This window comes from Campylobacter sp. P091 (assembly GCF_002138935.1).
GTDB lineage: Bacteria > Campylobacterota > Campylobacteria > Campylobacterales > Campylobacteraceae > Campylobacter > Campylobacter devanensis.
Window position 1 is genome coordinate 114,858 of the sequence record NZ_MJKZ01000001.1, and the last position, 21,181, is coordinate 136,038.

General features: G+C 34.0%; 20 protein-coding genes. 15 read left to right on the forward strand and 5 right to left on the reverse strand.

Annotated elements, in window-relative coordinates:
* Positions 1-6: 6 nt before the first annotated feature.
* The 4 genes from argJ to CIGNP91_RS00610 form a co-directional block, all read right to left on the reverse strand.
* Entirely contained in the window at positions 7-1,194 is a 1,188-nt protein-coding gene (gene argJ, locus CIGNP91_RS00595; RefSeq protein WP_086253081.1) for a bifunctional glutamate N-acetyltransferase/amino-acid acetyltransferase ArgJ, read from the reverse strand.
* The gene (locus CIGNP91_RS00600; protein WP_086226492.1) at positions 1,187-2,317 is read right to left on the reverse strand and encodes a potassium channel family protein; all 1,131 of its coding nucleotides are present in this window, start codon (positions 2,315-2,317) and stop codon (positions 1,187-1,189) included. The genes argJ and CIGNP91_RS00600 overlap by 8 nt, the downstream gene beginning before the upstream one ends.
* Before the next feature lie 20 nt (positions 2,318-2,337).
* Positions 2,338-2,529, reverse strand: a complete 192-nt coding sequence (gene rpmB, locus CIGNP91_RS00605) for a 50S ribosomal protein L28 (protein ID WP_086224106.1) — start codon at positions 2,527-2,529, stop codon at positions 2,338-2,340.
* Between the two features lie 80 nt (positions 2,530-2,609).
* Positions 2,610-3,383 carry a MetQ/NlpA family ABC transporter substrate-binding protein gene (locus CIGNP91_RS00610; RefSeq protein ID WP_086253082.1) on the reverse strand — a complete coding sequence of 258 codons (774 nt, stop codon included), beginning with the start codon at positions 3,381-3,383 and terminating at the stop codon, positions 2,610-2,612.
* 79 nt (positions 3,384-3,462) lie between these two features.
* Here CIGNP91_RS00610 and thiD point away from each other — a divergent pair, with 79 nt between their 5' ends.
* Positions 3,463-4,245 (forward strand): bifunctional hydroxymethylpyrimidine kinase/phosphomethylpyrimidine kinase, encoded by a 783-nt coding sequence (gene thiD / locus CIGNP91_RS00615; RefSeq protein ID WP_086226490.1) that lies wholly within the window; start codon positions 3,463-3,465, stop codon positions 4,243-4,245.
* A gap of 218 nt (positions 4,246-4,463) precedes the next feature.
* On the opposite strand, the gene fumC is transcribed toward thiD, so the two are convergent.
* Positions 4,464-5,861 (reverse strand): class II fumarate hydratase, encoded by a 1,398-nt coding sequence (gene fumC, locus CIGNP91_RS00620; RefSeq protein ID WP_086253083.1) that lies wholly within the window; start codon positions 5,859-5,861, stop codon positions 4,464-4,466.
* 135 nt (positions 5,862-5,996) lie between these two features.
* On the opposite strand from fumC, the gene CIGNP91_RS00625 reads away from it, so the two are divergent.
* From CIGNP91_RS00625 to CIGNP91_RS00690, 14 genes are all read left to right on the forward strand, one after another.
* The gene (locus CIGNP91_RS00625; protein ID WP_086253084.1) at positions 5,997-8,618 is read left to right on the forward strand and encodes a valine--tRNA ligase; all 2,622 of its coding nucleotides are present in this window, start codon (positions 5,997-5,999) and stop codon (positions 8,616-8,618) included.
* Positions 8,619-8,622: 4 nt separating this feature from the next.
* A complete protein-coding gene (locus tag CIGNP91_RS00630) occupies positions 8,623-9,129 on the forward strand; it encodes a hypothetical protein (protein ID WP_086234311.1) in 507 nt (168 codons plus the stop codon).
* Complete coding sequence (locus CIGNP91_RS00635; RefSeq protein ID WP_086253085.1) at positions 9,119-9,934, forward strand: hypothetical protein; 816 nt, start codon at positions 9,119-9,121, stop codon at positions 9,932-9,934. The genes CIGNP91_RS00630 and CIGNP91_RS00635 overlap by 11 nt, the downstream gene beginning before the upstream one ends.
* Entirely contained in the window at positions 9,935-10,903 is a 969-nt protein-coding gene (locus tag CIGNP91_RS00640; RefSeq protein WP_086253086.1) for a methionine ABC transporter ATP-binding protein, read from the forward strand.
* A complete protein-coding gene (locus CIGNP91_RS00645) occupies positions 10,900-11,541 on the forward strand; it encodes a methionine ABC transporter permease (RefSeq protein WP_086253087.1) in 642 nt (213 codons plus the stop codon). The genes CIGNP91_RS00640 and CIGNP91_RS00645 overlap by 4 nt, the downstream gene beginning before the upstream one ends.
* A 54-nt stretch (positions 11,542-11,595) precedes the next feature.
* Positions 11,596-11,823, forward strand: a complete 228-nt coding sequence (locus CIGNP91_RS00650; RefSeq protein WP_086224115.1) for a hypothetical protein — start codon at positions 11,596-11,598, stop codon at positions 11,821-11,823.
* A gap of 535 nt (positions 11,824-12,358) precedes the next feature.
* Positions 12,359-13,510 carry a hydrogenase small subunit gene (locus CIGNP91_RS00655; RefSeq protein WP_086253088.1) on the forward strand — a complete coding sequence of 384 codons (1,152 nt, stop codon included), beginning with the start codon at positions 12,359-12,361 and terminating at the stop codon, positions 13,508-13,510.
* A gap of 3 nt (positions 13,511-13,513) precedes the next feature.
* The gene (locus tag CIGNP91_RS00660) at positions 13,514-15,235 is read left to right on the forward strand and encodes a nickel-dependent hydrogenase large subunit (RefSeq protein ID WP_086243031.1); all 1,722 of its coding nucleotides are present in this window, start codon (positions 13,514-13,516) and stop codon (positions 15,233-15,235) included.
* Between the two features lie 9 nt (positions 15,236-15,244).
* Positions 15,245-15,922 carry a Ni/Fe-hydrogenase, b-type cytochrome subunit gene (cybH, locus tag CIGNP91_RS00665; RefSeq protein ID WP_086238582.1) on the forward strand — a complete coding sequence of 226 codons (678 nt, stop codon included), beginning with the start codon at positions 15,245-15,247 and terminating at the stop codon, positions 15,920-15,922.
* Positions 15,923-16,462, forward strand: a complete 540-nt coding sequence (locus CIGNP91_RS00670) for a HyaD/HybD family hydrogenase maturation endopeptidase (RefSeq protein ID WP_086253089.1) — start codon at positions 15,923-15,925, stop codon at positions 16,460-16,462.
* On the forward strand, positions 16,459-17,898 hold the full coding sequence (locus tag CIGNP91_RS00675) for a hypothetical protein (protein WP_086253090.1): 1,440 nt from the start codon (positions 16,459-16,461) through the stop codon (positions 17,896-17,898). Before CIGNP91_RS00670 ends, CIGNP91_RS00675 begins: the two co-directional genes overlap by 4 nt.
* Positions 17,885-20,107 carry a carbamoyltransferase HypF gene (gene hypF, locus CIGNP91_RS00680; protein ID WP_086253091.1) on the forward strand — a complete coding sequence of 741 codons (2,223 nt, stop codon included), beginning with the start codon at positions 17,885-17,887 and terminating at the stop codon, positions 20,105-20,107. Before CIGNP91_RS00675 ends, hypF begins: the two co-directional genes overlap by 14 nt.
* Before the next feature lie 40 nt (positions 20,108-20,147).
* A complete protein-coding gene (gene hypB / locus CIGNP91_RS00685; protein ID WP_086224122.1) occupies positions 20,148-20,903 on the forward strand; it encodes a hydrogenase nickel incorporation protein HypB in 756 nt (251 codons plus the stop codon).
* Positions 20,903-21,181: a HypC/HybG/HupF family hydrogenase formation chaperone gene (locus tag CIGNP91_RS00690; protein ID WP_086253226.1), complete on the forward strand. Its 279-nt coding sequence runs from the start codon at positions 20,903-20,905 to the stop codon at positions 21,179-21,181. Before hypB ends, CIGNP91_RS00690 begins: the two co-directional genes overlap by 1 nt.

The following is a 21,181-nucleotide window of genomic DNA, read 5'->3' on the forward strand; positions in this document are numbered from 1 at the left end:
AGCCAATTATGATCTATAATCGGCATTGATTTTAACATAAGTATGCCCTAGATCGCATCCATATGCAGTAAATTTACCATTTGCAATACCTAAATCACAAATGATACGATAACTATCCTTTTTCATTACTGTGTGCGCTTTTTGCTCTCTTGCTTCATCTAGCTCAGGGTGATCTTTATCATATACTAGTACATCATCATAGTATATAGCTAATTTAGTGCTATCGCATTCTATGCCGCTAGCGCCGATTGTGGAGGCTATCCTACCCCAGTTTGGATCCTCTCCAAAAATAGCTGTTTTGACTAAAAGCGAATTTGAGAGCGCCTTAGCTGCTTTGCTAGCTTCATCATCGCTAGCAGCACCTTTTACTTCAAAGGCGACAACTTTGGTGCTTCCTTCACCATCTTTGACTAAATTTAGAGCCATTTCTAATGTGATTTTATCTAAGGCAAATTTAAAAGCTTCTTTATCATATACGCCACTTTTGCCTGAACTAAGTAGCATTAGTGTATCATTAGTACTAGTATCTCCATCTACGCTTACAGCATCAAAGCTATATTTTGTCGTCTCTTTTAGTAGTTCATCCATATCGCTTTGCAGTATAGCTGCATCAGTAAGAATAAAGCAAAGCATAGTGGCAAATGCTGGATTTATCATACCTGCACCTTTGCAAATGGCTGCAATATTAAAGCTTTTGCCATTTTCAAGCTCAACTCTAAAAGCTATCTCTTTTTTAAAGCTATCAGTAGTCATAATTGCCCTTGCTACAGAGTCACTGCTTTTTTGATTAAGATCAAATTTATCAAATCCAGATCTGATTTTTTCTTGATTTAATCTATATCCAATCACTCCAGTAGAGCTCATAATTGGATTTATTAGCGGGGTTTTTTGATTTAAAATCTTAAAAAGTTCATCAATATCATCTACGCCGCTTTGCCCTGTCATTGCATTGGCATTTTTTGAATTTAGTAGTAAGAAATTTGATTTAAATCCTTTTTCATAACGTTTAAAATGGACAATAGGTGCAGCTTGAAATTTATTTGATGTAAATTTAGCTGAAATCATAAATGGCTCATCGGCTCTGATAAATCCAAGGTCGTTATCACCATTTGGTTTAAGCCCAGTGCTAACGCCACCAAAGAAAAATCCATCTACATTTTCAAGGCCGTTTTTAAGACTGATTAGGTTAAACATATTTTAGCTCCTCTGGTTTGTATTTGCTAAAAATTAGCCGTTTTGTTGCTCTGATGCTCTCAGCAGTTCCAATTACTAATAGCTTTGAGCTAGTGCCAATTAAAGTATCGCCATTTGGCATTGGATTGAACTTACCATTTTGGTCTGTGATACCGACGATATCAGCATTTGTAAGTTTTCTTAAATGAGTCTCTTTTATTCTTTTAAATCTCATCCATGAAGCCTCTGGGACTCTAATCTCCTCCATATCTATAGGAGAATCTTTTTTGTATAAAAATTGCTCTAGGATGTTTTCCATATCAGGGCGTACACTCATAGCTGAGATTCTTTGAGCGACTAGCTTTGATGGGCTTACTACTGAGTCTGCGCCTAGTTTTATTAGCTTTTGGGTGTCATTATCATTATCTGAGTTAGTCATAATAAAATATGGTTTAATCCTACCAAGCTCTTTTTCGTATAATCTAACTGTAGCAATAAGGGCGATATTATCGGCTATGTGCGGGCTTAGAGTGATTAGGCCTTTAGCGCTAGAGAGGTGTGATTTTAAGATAGCTGATTGGGTATGAGGTTCATCTATTATATAGTATGGATATTTATATGTTTCAGCTATTTGAGCTAAATCTTCTCTGCTATCAATAACTACAAATGGAATGTGGTTTTCTCTAAATTGCCTTGAAAGCTCGATAGTATAGAGATTATGATAGCAGATTACGAAGTGATTTTTAAGTCTTGCGATCTTATATATCATGCTTCTTTCCTTTAAAATCCTAGTTAAGACACCTTTTTTAATAATCTCGATAACAAGACCCATAGAAAATGTAAACAAACAAAATCCTATAAGTATAAAAACGATGGTAAAAAGACGTCCAGTGGTAGTGATTTGTGAGACTTCGGTAAATCCAACAGTTGTAAATGTCATTCCGGCTTGATATATCGCATCTATTAGTGTAAAACCGCTAGTAATCATATATCCTAATGTACCAAATAACATCATTAGTACGACAAATATTAATGGAAGTCGGAAGGCTTTTAACTGTTGATAAAGTTCAGTATTTAGATCATATTCGGGTTTGGACTCATCAGTCCAGTGGAGGAACTTTTTAATCTTTTTAATCAAAGACATAAATTCCTCTTTTTAAATGGTTATTTTGATTGTTTTTTCATTGTTCTTAATGTAGAAGCTGCAACTCTGATTTTTCTAGTTGTTCCATCTTCTAATGTTACACGCACTGTGCGAAGGTTTGGCATAAATCTTCTTTTTGTTCTGTTGTTAGCGTGGCTTACATTGTTTCCAACCATAGGGCCTTTGCCTGTAATTGCACATCTTTTTGACATTTTATATCCTTAATTTATAAAAATTTGGGGTTAATTATATCTAAAATAACCCCAAAATTAGCTTAAAAATGATTTTAAATTTAGAAAGCTGGAACTATAGAGCCTTTATATTTTTCAGTTATGAAATCCTTAATAGCTTGAGTTTGCAATGCTTTATTAAGAGCTTTTATACCATCTTTATTTTGATTTCCATCTTTTACAACTACAATATTTACATATGGACTCTCTTTAGATTCGATTACTAGAGCATCTTTTGTAGGGTTTAGGTTTGCATTCATTGCAAAATTTGTGTTAATAACTGCAATATCTACATCATCTAAAGTACGTGGCAAAGTAGCTGCTTCTATCTCTTTAAATTTGAGATTTTTAGGGTTTTTAGTAATATCTAAAGGAGTGCGTAGCTTTACATTTGTATCAATTTCTATTAATTTAGCAGATACTAGTACATCAAGCGCACGGCTTTCGTTTGTAGGGTCATTTGGAATGCTTACTATTGCACCATTTTTTAACTCGCTTAAAGATTTAATTTTTTTACTATAAACACCCATTGGTTCTAAATGGACACCAACAGTTTTAACTAGGTGAGTGCCTTTATTTTTATTAAATTCGTCTAAATATGGTATATGCTGGAAAAAATTAGCATCTAAATCACCATCTTCAACTGCAATATTTGGGATTACATAGTCGTTAAATACTTTTATCTCCAAATTTATACCTGATTTTTTCAACTCTGGAGCTATAAATTCAAGTATTTCAGCGTGAGGAACCGGAGTGGCGCCAACTTTTAGAGTTGTAGCAAGTGCAGAGCTTACAAGGCTTGCAGCAACAAGGCTTAAAGCTAGTAGTTTTTTCATTGTTTTATCCTTAAATGTTAAATTTGACTTGCTATTATACAAAACTGATTATAAATTTCAGTTAATATAAAGGAAAAATATGAAAAAAGTACTATCTATAGCAGGTTCAGATCCATCAGGCGGGGCAGGGATTCAAGCTGATATAAAAACAATTACAGCTCATAAGCACTACGCAATGGCAGTAATAGTCTCGCTAACTGCACAAAATACTACAGCAGTTAGTGGAGTTTTGAACTGTTCGCCTGAGTTTGTAGAGGCACAAATAGATTCAGTTTTAAGTGATATAACTCCAGATGCAATAAAATTAGGAATGCTCTCAAATGCAGATATTATGCGTTCGGTTGCTAAAATGCTTAAAAAATATAACTGTACAAATATAATTTTAGACCCTGTGATGGTGGCAACAACTGGAGGAAGATTAATGGATGAGAGTGCTCTAGAAGTTTATACTAAAGAGCTTTTTAATCTTGCAAGTGTAGTAACGCCAAATTTACCTGAAGCAAGTGTATTAAGCGGTATGGAGATAAAAAATATGGATGATATGAAAGCTGCAGCTATTAAAATTAGTAATTATGGCTGTAAAAGTGTATTAATAAAGGGTGGTCATTTAAGAGAAGATGCTGCAGTTGATTTGCTCTATGAAAATGGTGAATTTAGCCAATTTTGTGTTCCTAAAGTAGATACTAATAATACTCATGGTACAGGTTGCACTCTATCTTCTGCTATTGCGTGTAATATCGCTAGTGGGTCAAGTATTAATCAATCAGTAAAAAATGCTAAAGAGTATGTAACAAACGCACTCAAAAGCGGTCTGGTTATTGGTCATGGAAATGGGCCAATTAATCATTGTTGGAACTTGTAGTAAATTTAAATATAGATTTTTACATCTTCTTTAAATCTTTTAGAGTTAATTTTAATAGATGGTATTTTTACTTAGGATTACTTTGTATTGAATGCTGCTTTATGAATTAAAATAAATTTAAAAGATCTGTTTGGAAGTTGCAAGCAACTTCCTTGCAATGACATATAGGGTAGTAAATTCATAACTAATTTTATGTCATTGCAAAATTAAATCCACCTCTATTTCTTAGGAGCGGTCATATCTTCAGGTTTTACCCACTCATCAAACTGAGCAGCTGTCAAAAGACCTAAATTTATAGCTTCTTCTTTTAAGGTTGTGCCATTTTTGTGAGCTGTTTTAGCTATTTTAGCAGCATTTTCATATCCAATATGTGGATTTAGAGCAGTTACAAGCATAAGGCTTTCGTGAAGAAGTTTATCGATTTTAGCTTCATTTGCGGTAATTCCGATAGCGCAATGGTCATTAAAGCTAACCATAGAATCGCTTAACAATCTAATGCTCTCTAAAATATTGTGAGCAATTACAGGCTTAAATACATTTAACTCAAAATTACCTTGAGATGCGCCCATTGCTACACTTACATGATTGCCTGCTACTTGGACTGCTACCATGGTCACGGCCTCACATTGAGTAGGATTGACTTTACCTGGCATGATAGAGCTTCCTGGCTCGTTTTCAGGGATATTTATTTCGCCGATACCGCATCTTGGGCCACTTGCTAACCATCTGATATCATTTGCGATTTTCATTAAATTTGCCCCAAGACCATTTAAAGCACCACTTAAAAATACTTCAGCATCGTGGCTTGTAAGGCCGTGAAATTTATTTGGATGAGATTTAAATTTAAACTCAGTTTTAGTTATCTCATTTAAAACTTCACTCACCATAGGACTAAAATCTGGATGGCTATTTAGCCCTGTTCCCACCGCTGTTCCACCAATAGCAAGCTCTTCTAAAAATGGAATAGTAGCTAGAATTTGATCTTTACTAGCTTTTAGCATGTGAACATATCCACTAAACTCTTGACCTAAGGTTAAAGGTGTGGCATCTTGTAAGTGAGTTCTACCGATTTTAACAATATTAGCAAACTCTTTGCTCTTTGCTTCAAGTGTAGCTAAAAGCTTATCAATAGCTGGGAAAAGCTGTTTTTGAAGCTCTAAAACAAAAGCAATTCTCATAGCTGTCGGATAAGTATCATTTGAGCTTTGACCTTTATTTACATCATCATTTGGATGGATTAATTTTTTAACTCTAAAATCCTCACCCAAAATCTCAGTAGAGCGGTTAGCGATAACTTCGTTTAAATTCATATTTGATTGAGTTCCGCTACCTGTTTGCCATACTACAAGCGGGAAATTGCCATCTAATTTACCGGCTAGTACCTCATCGCAAGCTTGAGAAATAGCCTTTGTTTTAGCATCATCTAAGCGGCCAAGTTTGTTATTTACGATAGCGCAAGCCTTTTTAAGATAGGCAAAACCTTCTATAACCTCACTTGGCATTGTGCCTTTACCGATTTTAAAATTTTCTAAACTTCTCTCGGTTTGAGCTCCCCAATATTTGTCATTAGGCACCTTGATCTCACCCATTGTGTCTTTTTCAATGCGAAAATCCATCTTAATCCTTTCATAATTTAAAATTCCAAAGTTGCTATTATCCATTAAAATGGCTTATAGCTTCATAAATTTTATTATTTATTTATATAAATTTAGCTAAAATCGCACATTTTTATCTATCACTAAAGGCAAAAAATGGCTGAATTTTATGATCCAAAAACAATAGAAGAGAAATTTTATAAAATCTGCGAAGAGCGTGGATATTTTGAGATTGATGGGAATAAAAATATTCAAGAAGATAATAAAACTTTTTGTATCATGATGCCACCGCCAAATGTCACAGGAGTCCTACATATAGGGCATGCGCTTACCTTTACTTTACAAGATATAATTACAAGATACAAAAGGATGGATGGCTATAAAACCCTTTGGCAGCCAGGACTTGACCACGCTGGGATAGCTACTCAAAATGTAGTTGAAAAGCAACTTCTAGCTAGTGGGGTTACAAAAGAGCAAATCGGTAGAGAAGAATTCCTTAAAAAAACCTGGGAATGGAAAGAAAAAAGCGGCGGTCAAATCGTCTATCAAATGCGTCGCCTTGGGATAACGCCTGCTTGGAGTAGAGAGAGATTTACTATGGATGAAGGGCTTAAAAATGCTGTGAGAAAAGCCTTTGTAAGCTTGTATAATAAAGGGCTTATAATCCGTGGAAATTATATGGTAAATTGGTGTACGCACGATGGAGCTTTAAGCGATGTAGAAGTCGAGCATAAAGCAAATAAAGGCAAATTATACCACTTAAAATATCCATTAGCCGATGAAAAATCTAAATTTGTAGTAGTTGCTACAACTAGACCAGAAACATATTTTGGCGACACTGCTGTAATGGTAAATCCAAATGATGAAAGATATAGAAATTTAATAGGCAAAGAGCTGATTTTACCACTAATTGAGCGTAAAATCAAAATTATAGCCGATAATCATGTAGATATGAGCTTTGGTACTGGCGTAGTCAAAGTAACTCCGGCGCACGATACAAACGACTATGAAGTAGGCAAAAGGCATAATTTGGAGTTTATAACAATCTTTGATGAAAAGGGAATTTTAAATGATTATTGTGCTAAATTCAAAGGCTTAGAAAGACTTGAAGCTAGAGATATGGTAGTAGCCGAGCTAGAGAGCAAGGGCTTTGTAGAAAAGATTGAGGATTATGAAAACCAAGTTGGGTATTGCTACCGCTGTAAAAATGTAGTTGAGCCATATATCTCTAAACAATGGTTTGTCAAATCCGCTATCGCCGATGAAGCTATCAAAAGTGTAAATGAAGGCAGAGCAAAATTCTACCCATCACATTGGATAAATAGCTTTAATGCTTGGATGAGAGAGTTAAAAGATTGGTGTATAAGCCGTCAATTATGGTGGGGGCATCGAATTCCTGTATTTTACTGCGAGTGCGGACATGAGTGGGCAGATGAAGATGAAAAACCACTCAAATGCCCAAAATGTGGTGGAGATAAATTCACCCAAGACCCCGATGTGCTTGATACTTGGTTTTCTAGTGGGCTTTGGCCTTTTAGCACGCTTGGCTGGGGAAATGGTAATGCGCTTAAAAATGAGAAGTGGCTTGAGAGTGATTTAAGCGAATTTTATCCAAATTCCATGCTAATTACCGGATTTGATATACTATTTTTCTGGGTGGCTAGAATGATGTTTCAAAGCAACAACGCCTTAGGAGAGCTACCTTTTAAAGATATATATCTACACGCTCTTGTCAAAGACAAAGATGGCAAAAAGATGAGCAAATCAAGTGGAAATATAATAGACCCACTAGATATGATCGATGAGTATTCAGCCGATATACTTCGCTTTACGCTAACTATCTTATGCGCTCAAGGTCGTGATGTCAGAATGAGCGATGAGCAGATGGTTTTAAGCCGAAATTTCACCAACAAATTATATAACGCTACCAAATTCTTGCGTATGAATGTAGATAAATTCAGCGATCTTGATGAAAATGCCGTGCATACAGAGCTTGGCAAATATATACTAAATCGCTTTAAAATCGCTATAAACGAAACAAGAAAAGCACTTGATAGCTATAGATTTAATGACGCAGCAGATAGGGTGTATAAATTCCTATGGGATGAATTTTGTGATTGGGGGATTGAGCTATCAAAAGCCGATAAGAGCGCAATTAGCGAGCTTGGCTCTATTTTCAAAGAGAGTATGAAATTATTAAGCCCATTTATGCCTTTTATCAGCGAGTATCTATATCACGAATTAAGTGGCACAAATTTAGAAAATTCTACCTCCATAATGATCTCTAAATACCCAAAAGCTAGCAAAATAGATGAAGCTATCATATCTAAATTTGAGCTAATAATCGAAGCCATAATAAGCATTCGCCGTGCTAAAGCAACGATAGACCAAGGCAACGCCAAAATCTCAAAAGTCTTTATAAAATTAAATAGCAATCTTGATATCGCTAGCTACCTAAACTTTATCAAACTACTTGCTAAATGTGAAAATGTAGAGATAACAAAAGATATTATCCCTAATTCCGCTAGAGATGTGAGCGAGAATTTAGAGAGCTTTATACCGCTTGCTGGCGTGGATACAACGGCCATTATAGCACGACTAAACTCACAAAAATCAAAGCTTGAAAAAGAGATAGCTAAACTTGAAAATATGCTAAATAATGAAAAATTCGTAGCCAACGCACCTGAAAGTGTGCTTAAAACCAATCAAGAAGGTCTAGCCACCGCAAAAGCTAAATTTGAAAAAGTATGTAGTGAGCTTGGAAATTTAGGGGAGTAAATTTTTGTATTATATTTATGTTTTGTTATCTTTGACGCCTATGTTGATTATTTTTTTGCTAAAAAGCGATTTAGCTTATTGGCTTTGGGCTTTATTAATTTGCATAGCTGGATATGGATTTTCTAATTTTTATATATATTTACAAACCAAAAAAACTAATGATGAACACGCAAATATAGAATCAATAGAAATAGCAGAACCGAAATATATACCAATTTATATAGCGTATTTTGTAATTTCGTTAAGCATAAATGATATTATATTATTTTTTATAGTGTATGTTATAGTTTTTTTATTTGTTATAAAAGGTAAATTTTCATATTTCAATCCGTATCTTTTGCTATGCTATAATTTCTATGAAGCTGAGATTAAAAATAATAAATCCGCAAATTATAAAATATTTTTAATCTCAAAAAATATAATCAAAAATGTCAATAAGCAAACTAATTTAATAAGATTAAATGATTTTGTATTTTTAGAACATTATGAAAAGGAGAGAAATGAAAATTAGTTTATTTGGAAAAACAAAAGATAAATTTATAAAAATTTTGGACATTGATAACAAACTTTGGGATCAAAATATTATTGAAAACACAGAGGAAAAAAAGTTTGATGCTAAATGTAAATTATTAGAAGAAAATCAAGTTTTTTTTATAAATTATGAAAATGAAGATATAGATGATGGCTTTATAAATACTACAAATACTAAGTCAATTAAAGAAGATGATTTTTTAAATTTAAAAGTCATCTATTATAAACTTGGCGATCTTATATATTTTCAAAGAATCTTACCATCTGCTTTAATAACCTCTTCTTGGCTAACCTTTGATACCTTGGACAAAGGTCAAAAAGGTGTAAAAGTAGAAACAGATCAAAAAAAAAGAATAAAATTTGAAAATAGAACAGATATTATTTTAGATGCAAAAAATAAAAAGATTTATTTCAAAGTTTTTAATGATTTAGAAAAAGTATTTCCAAATTTTTCTAAATATTATAGGGAAGCTAGTGAAAAAGAGTTTGACAAATTTAAAACTAATGAATTATTAAAAGTCAATTTAGATTTTAAAGATTTAGGAAAAAGACAACTTATAAAAATAGCTCAAATCATGAAGAAAGAGGAAAATAAAATAGGTTATTTTCAAACAAATATTGAAGCTTATAAAAAATATGCAAAAGACTATGATATAACTTTTGAAATAAATACAAAAGATCAGATTGATGAATTTCATGCTTTAGTTTTTGAAAATTTTTACAAAACCCCCATAAGTCATGTAAAAAGAATGTCAAACTCTAATATAAAAGTTAAAGATAAATAGATGATACAAATACAAAATTTAAAAAAATATTACGGCAAAAATCTCATCATAAATGATGTTAGTTGTGAGATAAATAAGGGTGAAATTTTCGCTATCGTCGGTCATAGCGGTGCTGGTAAAAGCACACTTTTACGCTGTATAAATGGGCTTGAGAGCTATCAAGGTGGTAGCTTGAAGGTGCTAGGGCGTGAGATAAATTCATTACATGAAAACGCTCTTAGGGAGCTTAGAAAAGATATCGGTATGATATTTCAACACTTTGCTTTAATGAGTAGAAAAACGGTTTTTGATAATATCGCTATGCCACTGCGTGTGTGGGGCTATGATGAAAAAGCTATAAAAATCCGTGTTGATGAGCTTTTGGAGCTGATAGGATTAAAAGATAAATCTAGAAGCTATCCAAGTCAGTTAAGTGGCGGCCAAAAGCAAAGAGTTGCTATAGCTAGGGCTTTAGCACTTAACCCAAAAATATTATTAAGCGATGAAGCCACAAGTGCGCTAGATCCAAACACCACAAAGCAAATTTTAAGCCTACTTAAAGAGATAAATGAGCGCCTTGGCATCACAATCGTGCTAGTCACACACGAGATGGATGTGGTAAAAAGCATAGCCAATCGAGCTATTTTATTCGAACAAGGCTTAATCACAAATTCAGGCTCAATTGTAGAGCTATTTTTAAATCCTAATAAAAATATGAAAAACTTCCTAGGCGAAGAGGAGATTTTGCCAAATACTGGCGTAAATATTAAGATATTTTTCCCGCCAAATGTAGCGATGCATAGCATCATAACCAATATGGCTAGAAAGCTTGATATTGATTTTAACATAGTTTGGGGAAAATTAGAAAAGCTAGGTGGTAGCGTTCTTGGTAGCTTGGTTATCAATGTAGAACCAAAATATGAGCTTAAAGTAGAAGAATTCATCAAAAATTCAGGTGCTCTATATGAGATTATAAAGGAGAGTAAATGATATCAAAATTGCTTTTTGAAGCCACGATTGATACCTTATATATGGCTTTTGTATCTACGCTTTTGGCTTTTATTATAGGTCTTGGACTGGCTATAATCTTAGTTATAACCTCTAAAAATGGCCTAAAACCAAATAAAGCAATATACAATGCATTGGATATTATAGTAAATACGCTTAGAAGTTTTCCATTTATTATTCTTATAATTGTCTTATTTCCATTTACTAAATTTATTGTTGGCACCAGTATTGGCACGACAGCAGCCATAGTCCCGCTCACTATCGGCTCAGCGCCATTTATCGCTAGATTAATCGAAAATGCGATGAATGAAGTAGATAGTAGCATTATAGAAGCAGCATTAAGCTATGGAGCCACCAAAACGCAGATAATATTTAAGGTTATATTTATAGAAGCGTTGCCAAGCATTATAAATGCTATCACACTTACGCTTATAGTTGTGATCGGATTTACCGCTATGGCGGGCGCCGTTGGCGGTGGTGGCCTTGGCGATGTAGCTATGAGATATGGATTTCAAAGATTTCGCCCAGATATTATGGCATATACGGTAATTATCTTGATAGTAATGGTTCAAATAATCCAAAGTAGCGGAAATTTTTTATATAAAATCACCAAAAAATAATAAAATTTATATTTTAGTCGATTATACTTATGACTAAATTTTAAGGAGTTAAAAATGTTAGCAGGTATGAGTGGAAGTGCAGAGGCTAGTTTAGTAGCTAGCACAATGGTGCTAAAAAAGTCAATCGATGTCGAACAAAATATGATGGCAAAACTGTTTGGTCAAACAGCAGATATCAATATGCAAACTCCAAACATAGAAGCACCTACAAGAATAACTAATCCTACACAATTTATTCAAAATGAGGCTTTAAAGCTTGGCAAGCTAGATATTTATGCTTGAATTTATCCAAATTAAAGAGGGTTATGCTCTCTTTAATTTTTAAATAACTTTCTTTTATATTATTTTTTAGATTTATGTGTGCTAATTATAATAATAATTTTGATGACCTATGTTTAGTAAGTATGAAATTAATAATATTTGGCTTTAGATATTTACAGTGATTTGTTTTTTGTTTTATGCAGTCTTACAAATGTGATGAAAAATAGCCTAATAATTATAACAGTACCAATGATCTTATGCATATGTATTGTTAATTTTATTAATATATAAAATTTAAATAGTGAATTTAATACTTCAATTTAACTGGGATAAAGTTTGTATTATTAACTTTTTGTTTTTTAAATTTGCAATAAAAACTGCCTATTTAGTCCTAAATTTGTAGCAAAATAGCCGATTTTAGCCCATTTGTATTAATTTAACTTTAAAATTAAAATTTAATTTTGATTTATCAAATTTATTAAGTTAAATGATAGTAAAATAACAGGTAAAGAATTTATTTTTAAGATAAATTTAATCTCAATTAAAGGGGAAATTTATGGTAGATAATCATAATATAACCACCATACAAAATAGGCTATCAGAATTAGCCAAACTTCCAAAAATGAAAGCAAATAGCTCTATTATGGATGTTTTAAACGAACACGGCTTTACTCGTAGAGATTTTATGAAATGGGCTGGAGCGATGACTGCTCTTATGGCCTTGCCGGCTAGTTTTGCACCTATGGTAGCTCAAGCAGCTGAGCTTAGCGATAGATTGCCTGTGATTTGGCTCCATATGGCTGAATGTACCGGCTGTAGCGAGAGTCTTTTAAGAAGTGATGCACCTACAATTGATAGCTTAATATTTGATTATATCAGTTTAGAGTATCATGAAACAGTTATGGCAGCTTCTGGTTGGCAAGCTGAAGAGAATTTAGAACAAGCTATACAAAAGTATAAAGGTAAATATGTCTTAATGGTAGAAGGGGGAATTCCAGATGGCGATAGCGCCTTTTATCTAACAGTAGGCCCAAAAGGCACGACAGGTAGAGAACATGCTATCCACGCTAGTGATAATGCTCTTGCTATCTTTGCTATCGGGACTTGCTCTAGCTTTGGTGGTATTCAAGCTGCAGCCCCAAACCCTACAAACGCAAAACCACTTCACAAAATCACAAATAAACCAGTAATCAATGTCCCAGGCTGTCCGCCAAGTGAGAAAAATATAGTTGGTAATGTCTTAAATTTCTTACTATTTGGCACACTTCCAGCGCTTGATGTCTATAATAGACCAAAATGGGCTTATGGGCTTAGAATTCACGATCTTTGCGAGAGAAGAGGGCATTTTGATGCGGGTGAATTTGTTCAAGAATTTGGCGATGAAGGTGCTAAAAATGGCTATTGCTTATACAAAGTCGGCTGTAAAGGGCCATATACCTTTAATAACTGCTCTAGAGAGAGATTTAATCAACACACTAGTTGGCCTATCCAAGCAGGTCATGGATGTATCGGCTGTTCTGAGCCTGATTTTTGGGATCAGATGGGGCCATTTGAAGTGCCACTAGGCGATAGATTATATCATACTGTATTTGATGGGCTTGGGGCAGATGCTATAAGCGATAAAATTGGTATAGGTGTATTAGCAATTACAGGTGTAGCTGTCGCAGCTCACGCACTTATCGCTACTGCAACAAAAGAGAAGGAGTAAAATATGAGCGAACAAAGAATAGTAGTAGATCCTATTACAAGAATTGAAGGCCATCTTCGTGTAGAAGTAATCGTAGATGAAAATAATGTAGTTAAAGAGGCTTATAGTGGCTCAACTCTTTGGCGTGGTATTGAGGTAATTGTAAAAGGTAGAGATCCTAGAGATGCTGGATTTATGACACAAAGAATTTGTGGTGTATGTACATTTTCACACTATAGAGCAGGTATAGAGGCTGTGGAAGATGCTCTAGGAATAGTCCCTCCGCTAAATGCAAAACTAACTAGAACACTTATGAATGCGGCTCTATTTTTACATGATCATCCGGTGCATTTTTATCAACTTCATGCGCTTGATTTTGTTGATGTGGTAAGTGCTCTTAGTGCTGATCCAAAAAAGGCTAGCGAAGAGGCATTTAAATATTGCGATACTCCATATGCATGTGGCGCAGATCAGTTAAAATTAGTTCAAGATAAAGTAAAAAAATTCGTAGAAAAAGGCAACCTTGGGCCATTTGCTAATGCTTATTGGGGTCACTCTACATATAAATTTACTCCAGAGCAAAACCTAATTGCTCTAAGTCACTATCTTGAGTGCTTAAGACTTCAAAGAACAATCGCTCAAGCTATGGCGGTATTTGGTGCTAAGCAGCCCCACCCACAAAGTCTAACTGTAGGTGGCGTAACATGCGTTATGGATCTTCAAAGCCCAGCAAGATTAGGTGAGTATATGGTTAAATTCCAAGAGATGGCTGACTTTATTAATCGTGCTTATTGGCCAGATCTTGTAATGGCTGCTAAAGCCTATGCTAATGAACCAAGTGTGGTAAATGATGTAGGAACTCCAAATTTATTAACATATCAAGATTTCCAAATTGGTGCTAATGAGTATCTATTTGATGGTGGTTATATCTTAAATGGTGATATATCTAAGGTATTTGAAGTAGATGAGAGCAAAATCACCGAAGAAGCGACTCGCTCATGGTATAAAAACGACGCTCCACTTCACCCTTATGATGGTGATACTACGCCAAATTACACAGGATTTAAAGATGCTAAAACCCTGAATGCTAAGGGCGAAATGGAAGATTCTAAAGTCTTTGATTTAGATGGTAAATATAGCTGGATTAAAGCCCCAAGATATGATAGTTTGCCTATGCAAGTTGGCCCACTCGCAAATATAGTAATAAATTACGCTAAAGGCAATAAAAATGTAGTGCCAGTAGTGGATAAATTCCTAGCTGAAACTGGCTTACCAGTAAGTGCTGTTTTATCTACTTTAGGTAGAACTGCATGCAGAATGATTGAGGCAAAAATCATTGCCGATAATGCTCTAAAAGCATTAAATAATCTAATTGAGAATTTAAAAATCGATGATAGCACTTGCGCTAAATATCAAATTGATGCTAATAAAGAGTATAAAGGTAGATTTATAGGTAATGTGCCTCGTGGTATGCTAAGCCACTGGTGTAGAATTAAAAATGGAGTGATTGAGAATTGGCAAGCTGTCGTTCCATCTACTTGGAATGCTAGCCCAAAAGATGCTAAAGGTCAAATGGGTAGCTATGAGGCTTGTTTGATTGGGCTTAAAATCGCTGATTTAAAACAGCCTTTAGAGATAATACGCAAAATTCACTCTTATGATCCTTGTATAGCGTGTGCTGTCCATGTGATGGATACAAAGGGCAATGAATTAAGTAGCTATAAAGTTAATCCGAATTTAATCTAAGGAGCAGATATGAAAAATAGTAAAAAACATATCGCTGATTATGAATTTAGCATAGGATTACGCCTTACGCACTGGATTAGAGCTATATCTATTGTAGTTTTGAGTGTGAGCGGATTTTATCTTGCTTATGTCTTTGTAAGTCCTGCTATAACAGGTGAGCCTATAAATTTTATGAATGCTAAATGGCGTGCTGTTCATCAAATAGCTGGATTTATACTAATAGGTTGTTTTATCTTTAAGATATATCTATTTTTCTTTGATAAACAAAGCCATATTGAAAGAGTGAGTGTAAAGAATTTTTTAGATATTAAAGTTTGGATTGCTCAAATTAAATATTATCTATTCTTAGGTAAGCACCCGCATATACAAGGAACCTATAATCCACTACAATTTGCCTCTTATATATTCTTTTATATTGTGCTTTTTGTGATCTGCTTGACTGGCTTGATTTTATATGTCAATGTATATCATGAAGGACTTGGCGGGTTGCTTTATACGCCTATGAAAGTTATTGAGGCTTGGATGGGAGGACTTGCTAATGTGCGTCAAATTCACCATATTGCTATGTGGATTATCTTTATTTTTATGGTAGTTCATATCTATATGGCTGTATTTAACGCTATAAAAGGCAAAGATGGTGCTATGGATGCAATAATTAGCGGCTACAAATTCCCAAAAGAGAAGTAGATGCGTGTTTTAATCCTAGGAGTAGGAAATGTAATGTTCGCCGACGAAGGTGTCGGCGTTCATTTTGTTAAGATGATTGAGAATAACTTTAAATTTAACTCCAAAGAACATAGTTTAAAATTTGTAGATGGCGGTACTTTAGCAAATCATTTAACTCCGATAATGGCTGATAGTGATTATCTCATTGTTGTTGATTGTATTGATGCTGATGATGGGCAGATTGGTGATGTATATTTTTTTGATTTTGAAGATATGCCAAAGAGTATAAAGTGGTCTGGCTCAGCTCATGAGATTGAGATGCTCCAAACCATAGAGATGATGGATTTGGTGGGTGATAGACCGCAAACTAAAATAATAGGTGTAATACCTAGAAGAATTGTTCCAATGAGTTTTGAGCTTAGCGATGAGATTAAAAAATCTACGAATTTAATGGAAAAAATAATCTTAAAAGAGCTTTCAAATTTAGGTTTTAGCTATGAAAGGATAGATGATAAAAGTGTGCAAGATATGGCTGATGAGTGGAAAAAGGAGCAATTTTGATACTTTGCTTTGAATTTAGTTGTGCAAATGATGGCTCGGTTTTAGCGTTTTTTTTAGATTTTTGGGCTAAAAAAAGTGCTTTAAAATACTCCATTACAGCTCAAAATAGATCTATAAAATTATATGTAGAAGGCAATGAAAACGAGCTAGCTAAATTTAGCGATGAGTATATAAATTTAGTTCCGCACTCAATTTTTATTGAAGAGTCCAAGGTTAGTTTAGCTGATGAATTACCAAAAAATAGCGAATTCGAGTTTGATTTTAGTTTTAAAAATATTACTCCAAATGCTTTAAAATCAGATGAAAATGAGTTTGGTTTTAAAAGTGATAATATGTTTATAGCTAATGCTATAAAAGATATAATGGCTGGTAAAACTGTAAATTATGATGGTTATGAGATATCTAAATTTAGTAGTTTTGATTATGATTATATACTACCAACAAATCTTAAAAATGCAGCTAAAATTTTTGTATGCGATGAAAAATCTCTAATCGCTCTTGCTAGTTTTGAAAAGCCGGTTATAAATTTGCGTACTAATGCGATATATCGCAGTAATCACAAAGATGCACCGCTATATTTTGATGTTAGAAGCGCTTGGGATATCAATGTTTATAAGATTACTCAAGCCCTAAGTGAAAATGGGATAAATTTTTTATCTATTAAAAGTTTAAAAAATGATATGAAAATATCAATCTTAGACGAGAGAATTTTAATTATTAGAGCTGGAGAGTTTATAAAAACTAAAGAGATGGAGTTTATAAACTCATTTGATGATAAAAATTATGCTCTTTTTGGTCTTTGTGTAAGTGAGTTAGGTGTAGCAAATTCTACAATCGCTAGAGTATTTTTAAGTCAAAAATATAGCGACTTTATCAAAGTTTATAAGGGTGAAGATGTATTTGATATGCTTAGAATTAATTTACCAAAGAGCTTTGAAGAAATTTGGCAAAAAATTTCCGAATTCGATGGTGGCGATAGGTTACTTGCAAACTATCAAAAAGAGTACAAGCTACCAAATGGTACTATAGATTTACCTAATAATTTTTATTCGCTATTTATGATAATTGATCAAATTCTAGGATACAATGGCCAAATTTTAAACTACGCTAGGGATTATAGTGGTTTAAAAGGGGTAAGAATTGATTATAAGATGAGTAGCAAGAGCGAATTTGATTGGGTAAGAGCTATTAGAAGCACGATGAGTTTTAGGCTAGCTGGTGCAGATGCGAAAAATATTAGCTTTGGCTGTTTGGAGAGTTTGGCATTTTTTTTAAGTGATTTTGGTGATATTTTAAAAGATGAGCTAGAGTGCGAATGTATGATATTTAGCGGAAATCTCTTTGCTAATCCTGTAATTGCAAATTTGGCTTTAAAGTTTTGTAATTCAAATTATAAAAGTAAATTTAGCGGACACTATCCACTTGAGATCAATTAAGATTGAAGTTTTTGGGCTGGTTCAAGGTGTTGGATTTCGCCCTTTTGTCTATTCATTAGCTAAAAATCTTGAGCTAAATGGAACTGTATTAAATGATTCTAGCGGTGTGAAAATTGAGCTTTGTGGCGATGAGAAAAATATTGATGAGTTTATATCTAAGCTTAAAATAAATTTGCCTCCACTAGCTAGAATAGATAATATTATTATTAGCAATAGCGATAAAAAATATGATGATTTTAATATAATTAGCTCGCAAGAAAGTTATAAATTTGCACCGATTTTACCTGATTTTGCTATATGTGATGAGTGTAAATCTGAATTAAAAGATCCTACAAATAGACGATATAATCATCCATTTATCAACTGCACAAACTGCGGCCCTAGATTTTCTTTAATTAAAAGCTTGCCATATGATAGAATAAATACTACAATGGGCAAATTTAATATGTGCAAACAGTGCCAAGATGAGTATAAAGACCCAACCAATCGCCGTTATCATGCTCAACCAGTAGCATGTAAAAACTGCGGTCCAAAGTTAAGCTATAAGAGTTTAGATGGCAAAATTCTTGCAAATGATCAAGAGGCTCTTAAAAGATGTATAGATGATTTAAAAGATGGTAAAATCATAGCTATTAAAGGAGTTGGTGGATTTCATCTTGTTTGCGATGCTCTAAATAGTGAGGCTGTATCATCTCTAAAAGAGCGTAAAAGGCGTCCGCATAAACCTTTAGCCATAATGTGTAAAGATCTTGATATGGCTTGTGATTATGCTTATATTAATGAGAGTGAAGCTAAGATTTTAAACTCGAATTTAAAACCTATTGTTTTATTAAAATCCAAAAATAATCTACCTAAGTCAATATCTAGTGGCGTAGGAAGTGTTGGTATATTTTTACCGCCAACTCCACTACATATAATGCTATTAGATAGATTAAATTCTCCAATTATAGCCACTAGCGCAAACCCAAGCAAAGAGCCTATTTTAACAAACTTTGATGAGCTTGCTAGCAGACTTGGTAGTGTGTGTGATTATGCTCTTGATAATGATAGAGATATTGTAAATCCAAGCGATGATAGCATCTGTTTTGAGCTATTGTCAAAGCCAATTTATATTCGAACTTCTCGTGGATTAAAGCCTAATATTACACCTTTAAATTTAGGATTAAAAGATGTGCCAAAAGGGTGTTTTTTAGCGCTTGGGAGTTTGATGAAAAATCAATTTGCTATCTATAAAGATGGCCTTATCTTTAGCTCTCCATATATTGGCGATATGGGCTCTTTAGCAGTAACTAAAAGATTTGATGAGCTGCTGGAGAGTTTTAAGAGTATTTATGGGTTTGAGTTTGATTTTATCATTGGTGATGCTCATCCGCATTTTGGATTTGTAAATAATTTTAAAGATAAAGGGATTTATAAGGTCTATCATCACCATGCTCATGCTCTTAGTGTAATGTTAGAAAATGGCTTAGATTGTGAAGTTTTAGCTCTTAGCTTTGATGGAACTGGATATGGCCAGGACGCTACTATATGGGGTGGCGAAGTGCTAAGATGCAAAGATAATGAGTTTAAAAGAGTTATGCATTTTGATAATTTTGAGCTTATTGGAGCAGATAAAGGGATAAAAAATATCTACTATCTAGCTTACGCAATAGCAAAAAAATACAATCTAAACTCACCAAAAATAGATGCCATAGTACCTCAAATTCAAAAATCTAATCTAGATAAAATCTTAAAAAATAGATTAAATATAGTAGATACTAGTTCGCTTGGTAGAATTTTTGATGCATTTGCTGCAATTGTGCTAAATTTGCCAGTTATTACCTATGATGCGCAAGCCCCTATGACGCTTGAGGCTTTATATGATGAAAACATAAATGCGGCCTATGAATTTGAAATAGATAAAGATGTAATTAATTATAAAAATGCATTTATAGGCGCTTTAAATGATCCTATGAAAGTAGCAGCTACTGCTTTTATAAATGGAATTTCAAATTTAGCTCTAAAGATTGCTAAAATGCATAATCTTCCAGTTGTTTTATGCGGTGGAGTATGGCAAAATAGAGCTTTGTTAAAAAGAACTATATCTGAGTTTAGACGCCATGATATTAAATATTATTTGCCAATTAATGAGCCTATGAATGATTCTGGTATTGCTATGGGGCAGATTTACTTTGGCTTAAATCTGCTTAGATATAATACTAAGATTTAATATATAAGATTATTAATTGTTTTAAAATTAAGGAGATATTATGTGTAAAGATTGTGGTTGCAGTATGGGTGGATCGCATCATCATAGTCACGATGATCATCATAATCATCACCATCACGGTCATCATGACCATCCGGTGTTAAATGAAAAAAAGACTATTGAAGTAGTAGAGAAAATATTAAAAGATAATGATCACGAAGCTGCTCACAATAGAGCGCATTTAGACGAATATGGGCTATTGTGTGTGAATTTGATGAGTAGCCCAGGAGCGGGAAAAACCACGCTTTTAGAAGCTACTATAAAATCAAGCGGCCTAAGAGTTGGGGTAGTTGAGGGGGATTTAGAGACCAATATGGATGCTAATCGCATTATAAACGCAGGTGGCAAGGCTCATCAGATTAGCACCGGCCAAACTTGTCATTTAGATGCTTTTATGGTACATAATGGCTTACACCACTTGCCGCTTAAAGAGCTTGATTTGGTATTTATAGAAAATGTGGGAAATTTAGTTTGCCCAGCTAGTTATGATGTGGGTGCTCACCTTAATGCTGTCTTAATCAGTGTGCCAGAAGGGAGCGATAAGGTGGCTAAATATCCTGTTATGTTTAGGGCGGCTGATATAGTGGTGATAACGAAAACTTCGCTATTAGAGCATTTTGATTTTGATATCAATGAGGTGAAAAAAGAGGCCAAAAAACTAAATCCAAAAGTTGATATAATAGAAGTCGATAGTAAAACGGGTCTAGGCATAGATAAGTGGATAAACTATCTAAAAATGAAAAAGGAATTAAAGTAATGTGTCTTAGCATACCTTCAAAAGTGATATCAATAGATGAGAATAATTTTGCCATTGTTGAAACTCTCGGCGTTAAGCGTGGGGTGAGTTTGGACTTGATAGCCGAGCCTGTATCGGTGGGGGATTATGTGCTGATACATGTGGGCTTTGCGATGGAGAAGATAGATACCAAATACGCTTTAGAAAGCTTAGAGATTTATAAGCAAATAGCAGATGATATGAATAGTGGCAAAATACCATCTGATGAAGGCGATATGGGCTTAGCAGCGTTGAAGTAG

What these genes read in the sequence shown, in the direction of transcription:
- argJ (WP_086253081.1), bottom strand. Translation starts at nt 1,194, where the DNA reads ATGTTTAACCTAATCAGTCTTAAAAACGGCCTTGAAAATGTAGATGGA.
- CIGNP91_RS00600 (WP_086226492.1), bottom strand. Translation starts at nt 2,317, where the DNA reads ATGTCTTTGATTAAAAAGATTAAAAAGTTCCTCCACTGGACTGATGAG.
- rpmB (WP_086224106.1), bottom strand. Translation starts at nt 2,529, where the DNA reads ATGTCAAAAAGATGTGCAATTACAGGCAAAGGCCCTATGGTTGGAAAC.
- CIGNP91_RS00610 (WP_086253082.1), bottom strand. Translation starts at nt 3,383, where the DNA reads ATGAAAAAACTACTAGCTTTAAGCCTTGTTGCTGCAAGCCTTGTAAGC.
- thiD (WP_086226490.1), top strand. Translation starts at nt 3,463, where the DNA reads ATGAAAAAAGTACTATCTATAGCAGGTTCAGATCCATCAGGCGGGGCA.
- fumC (WP_086253083.1), bottom strand. Translation starts at nt 5,861, where the DNA reads ATGGATTTTCGCATTGAAAAAGACACAATGGGTGAGATCAAGGTGCCT.
- CIGNP91_RS00625 (WP_086253084.1), top strand. Translation starts at nt 5,997, where the DNA reads ATGGCTGAATTTTATGATCCAAAAACAATAGAAGAGAAATTTTATAAA.
- CIGNP91_RS00635 (WP_086253085.1), top strand. Translation starts at nt 9,119, where the DNA reads ATGAAAATTAGTTTATTTGGAAAAACAAAAGATAAATTTATAAAAATT.
- CIGNP91_RS00640 (WP_086253086.1), top strand. Translation starts at nt 9,935, where the DNA reads ATGATACAAATACAAAATTTAAAAAAATATTACGGCAAAAATCTCATC.
- CIGNP91_RS00645 (WP_086253087.1), top strand. Translation starts at nt 10,900, where the DNA reads ATGATATCAAAATTGCTTTTTGAAGCCACGATTGATACCTTATATATG.
- CIGNP91_RS00650 (WP_086224115.1), top strand. Translation starts at nt 11,596, where the DNA reads ATGTTAGCAGGTATGAGTGGAAGTGCAGAGGCTAGTTTAGTAGCTAGC.
- CIGNP91_RS00655 (WP_086253088.1), top strand. Translation starts at nt 12,359, where the DNA reads ATGGTAGATAATCATAATATAACCACCATACAAAATAGGCTATCAGAA.
- CIGNP91_RS00660 (WP_086243031.1), top strand. Translation starts at nt 13,514, where the DNA reads ATGAGCGAACAAAGAATAGTAGTAGATCCTATTACAAGAATTGAAGGC.
- cybH (WP_086238582.1), top strand. Translation starts at nt 15,245, where the DNA reads ATGAAAAATAGTAAAAAACATATCGCTGATTATGAATTTAGCATAGGA.
- CIGNP91_RS00670 (WP_086253089.1), top strand. Translation starts at nt 15,923, where the DNA reads ATGCGTGTTTTAATCCTAGGAGTAGGAAATGTAATGTTCGCCGACGAA.
- hypB (WP_086224122.1), top strand. Translation starts at nt 20,148, where the DNA reads ATGTGTAAAGATTGTGGTTGCAGTATGGGTGGATCGCATCATCATAGT.
- CIGNP91_RS00690 (WP_086253226.1), top strand. Translation starts at nt 20,903, where the DNA reads ATGTGTCTTAGCATACCTTCAAAAGTGATATCAATAGATGAGAATAAT.